The following is a 2910-nucleotide window of genomic DNA, read 5'->3' as shown; positions in this document are numbered from 1 at the left end:
TTGGCCTCATACAGGGCCGCATCCACGATTGCCAGCAGGCCATCGACCCGATCATCGCTGTCGGGCACGACGCTGAACACACCGCCACTGAGCGTGAGCGTTTCCGCGTCGTTGCCCACGGCCCGCGGGGGTAGCGCCGCCACCGCCACGCGCATGCGCTCGGCCACCTGGAGCGCCTCGGCCAGCTCCGCTCCAATCAGCACGCAGACGAATTCCTCGCCACCGTAGCGCGCCACCAGATCGCCCGGCCTGCTGGCGGATTCCAGCGCACCGGCCACCGCCCGCAGCGCGACGTCACCCGCGAGATGGCCATGCCGGTCGTTGTAATTCTTGAAGTGGTCGATATCGACCATGATCAGGCCCAGCGGCAGTTTCTGCGCGGCGGCGCGGGCGATTTCCGCTTCCAGCACTTCGGTCAAGCGGCGCCGGTTGGCCACCCCGGTCAATGGATCGAGATAGGACATCGCGGTCAGCCGCTCATTGGCGGCGCGCAGCTCCCGGGTTCGATCGGCCACGATCCGCCGCAGCTGTTGCTGACGCACCCGCAACCTCCGGTTGTAGGCCATGACCAGGGTCAGGACGACCAGCAGGGACAACAGCGCCAGCACGGCCTGCACCCAGCCGCGCTGCCACCACTGCGGCGCGATGGTGATCGCCGGCATCACCAGGGTTCGGGTGCTGCCGTTGAAGTCGCGGGCTTCGATGCGCAGGGCGTAGCGGCCGGGCGGCAGGTTGGTGAATACCCGCCTGCGCTCCTCGGACCAAGCGCTCAGTTCGGATTCATAGCCTTCCAGCCGGCTGCGGTAACGGGTTTCGTCCTCACGTTGCCCGCTGAGCAGGGTGTAGTCGAATTCGAGCGAGTGATCCCCCGGCGCCAACTGCAGGGGCGCCAGATCCGGAAACGACCGCGACACGTCATCCACCCCCAGCGCCGTCACCAGCAGCGGGCCGGCGGGGGGCACCGTGTGCGCCTCCAGCGCCGGGTCGTACATCCCCAGCCCGCCCATGGTGCCTGCCCAGTAGCGGTCATGGGCATCAACCCGCTGCGCGCCGATGTTGCATTCGTCATGCACCAGACCATCGTGACGGTGGAACACCTGCGAGCGGTAGCTGCCCCCGGCCACGGGCGTCAGCAACTGGACGCCGTTGTTGGTGCAGATCCACACCCGTCCCCGGCTGTCGGGCAGGACGCTGTACACCATCCGGTTCGGCGGTGGCGGAAGCCCGTTCGGGTCAAGCAATTTCGGGCGCAGCGGATCCGTCACGTCCAGCCGCGAGATGCCGTTGTGGTTGGTGCCCACCCAAAGCTGCTGGGTCCGGCTCACGCGGATCAGGCTCATGCCGATGTCCGGCCCGTCAGGCAAGCCCGGGACACCTTTGACCAAGGTCCAAGTCTCGCCGTCGTAGCGCGCCAGCCCTTGTCCGGTCCCCGCCCACAGCCAGGAACGGCCGTTGGCATCGCGCTGCTCGACCAGATCGTACACGTTCGGCTTCGGCGTTGCGCCTTCCACCCGATATTCCGTCCAGCGCCCATCACGCCAGCGGTAGATGCCGCGACCGCGCAACCCCACCCACCACTCGATCCGCCCGTCGTGGCGGCGCGCCAGCATGGAGGAGACATACACGTTGGGCTCCAGCGGCCAAGGCGTGTCGAACGGCACCAGCTCGAATCGATCATTGATTTCGTACAGCGGCATGCCGACGAAGGTGACCAGTCGGTGCGGCCTCCCATCGGGGCCCGGCAGGCGAAACAATCCAGCCACGATCCCCTTCGGCAATCCTCCGTTGCCCGCGTTGAAGGTCCGCCATTTGCCGTCCTCAAGCAGGGACAGCCCGGCGACCGGCGACGTCACCCACAGGCGTTCGCCACCGCGTCCGTCGGGCTCAGGCAAGACGCCGAACACGCCGTTGCTCTGCTCGCCCATCCGTGTCACCACCGTCCACGGGCCACCTCCCTGCGTCACCCGTGCCATGCCCTGCTCGGTGGCCAGCCACAGCGCCTGGCTTCCATCCGGCAGGGTTTGCACCCTGATGTCGTTGATGGCGTCGGTCGGCAAACCGTCGCTGCGGGTGAACAGGTCGATGCGCTCGTCCGCGCCGTGAATACGCAACAGGCCGGCGCGGGTGGCGATCCAGAGGTCGCGCTGCCCGGTGACACCCCGGGTTTCGACCATGCCCAGCAGCGAGGTTGCCGGCACCCCGTCACGGTCGGGCTTCCAGACCCGAACGCCAGCGTCGGAAATGCGTGCGAACCCGTCGTTGTAGGACAGAAACCACAATTCCTCCTGTCCGGCCTCATTGCGGCTGCGGAGAAGGAGATTCGGCGTCATCCGGTCGATTTCCGGATGCCTGAATCGCTGCCACGGCCCGTCGCCCGCGCGGTCGGCGCGCCGATACCACAGCCCGCCATTGATGTTCCCCAACCATTGCCGGGGCTCGCCATGCAGAGACTCGGTGATCGCGAACCCGGCCGGAGAAATGCCTGCCTGGACCGGATCGCCAGCCACTTTGCGCAGCTGCCGTCCTTCCACCCGCCACAGGCCGGATTGACCGTAGGCCCACAGCTGCGGCTCCGAGCCGGCCCGCACGCGGACGAACCGCCTGAGTGCATTCGCTTCACCGCCCGTCGTCCAGCGCCGACCGTCGAAGCGGGCATGGCCCGAGAAAGCAAGCCGCGCCCACAGCGCACCATCCGGCGCCGTTGCCAAATCCGCGACCGGGCTGTTCGGAACCGGCAATGGCACTGCATGCCAGCGGTAGCCGTCGAACCAGGCCAAGCCGTTGGCCGACCCTGCCCAGACCACGCCCCGTGCGTCCTGCGCCACCGTATTCCAGGCGTCGTCGGCGAGTCCGTGTTGGCTACCATAGGTAGTAATCGTCGGCGCGGCGATGGTCGGCACCACCACGGGG

General features: G+C 67.7%; 1 protein-coding gene. It reads right to left on the bottom strand.

Going from position 1 to position 2910, the window contains the following annotated elements:
• On the bottom strand, window positions 1-2910 hold a 2910-nt coding region (locus tag IT472_RS08270; RefSeq protein ID WP_297180763.1), incomplete at both ends, for a diguanylate cyclase.

Source organism: Thermomonas sp. (genome assembly GCF_020850895.1).
Classification (GTDB): domain Bacteria; phylum Pseudomonadota; class Gammaproteobacteria; order Xanthomonadales; family Xanthomonadaceae; genus Thermomonas.
This window is presented reverse-complemented; position numbering and strand designations above follow the sequence as displayed.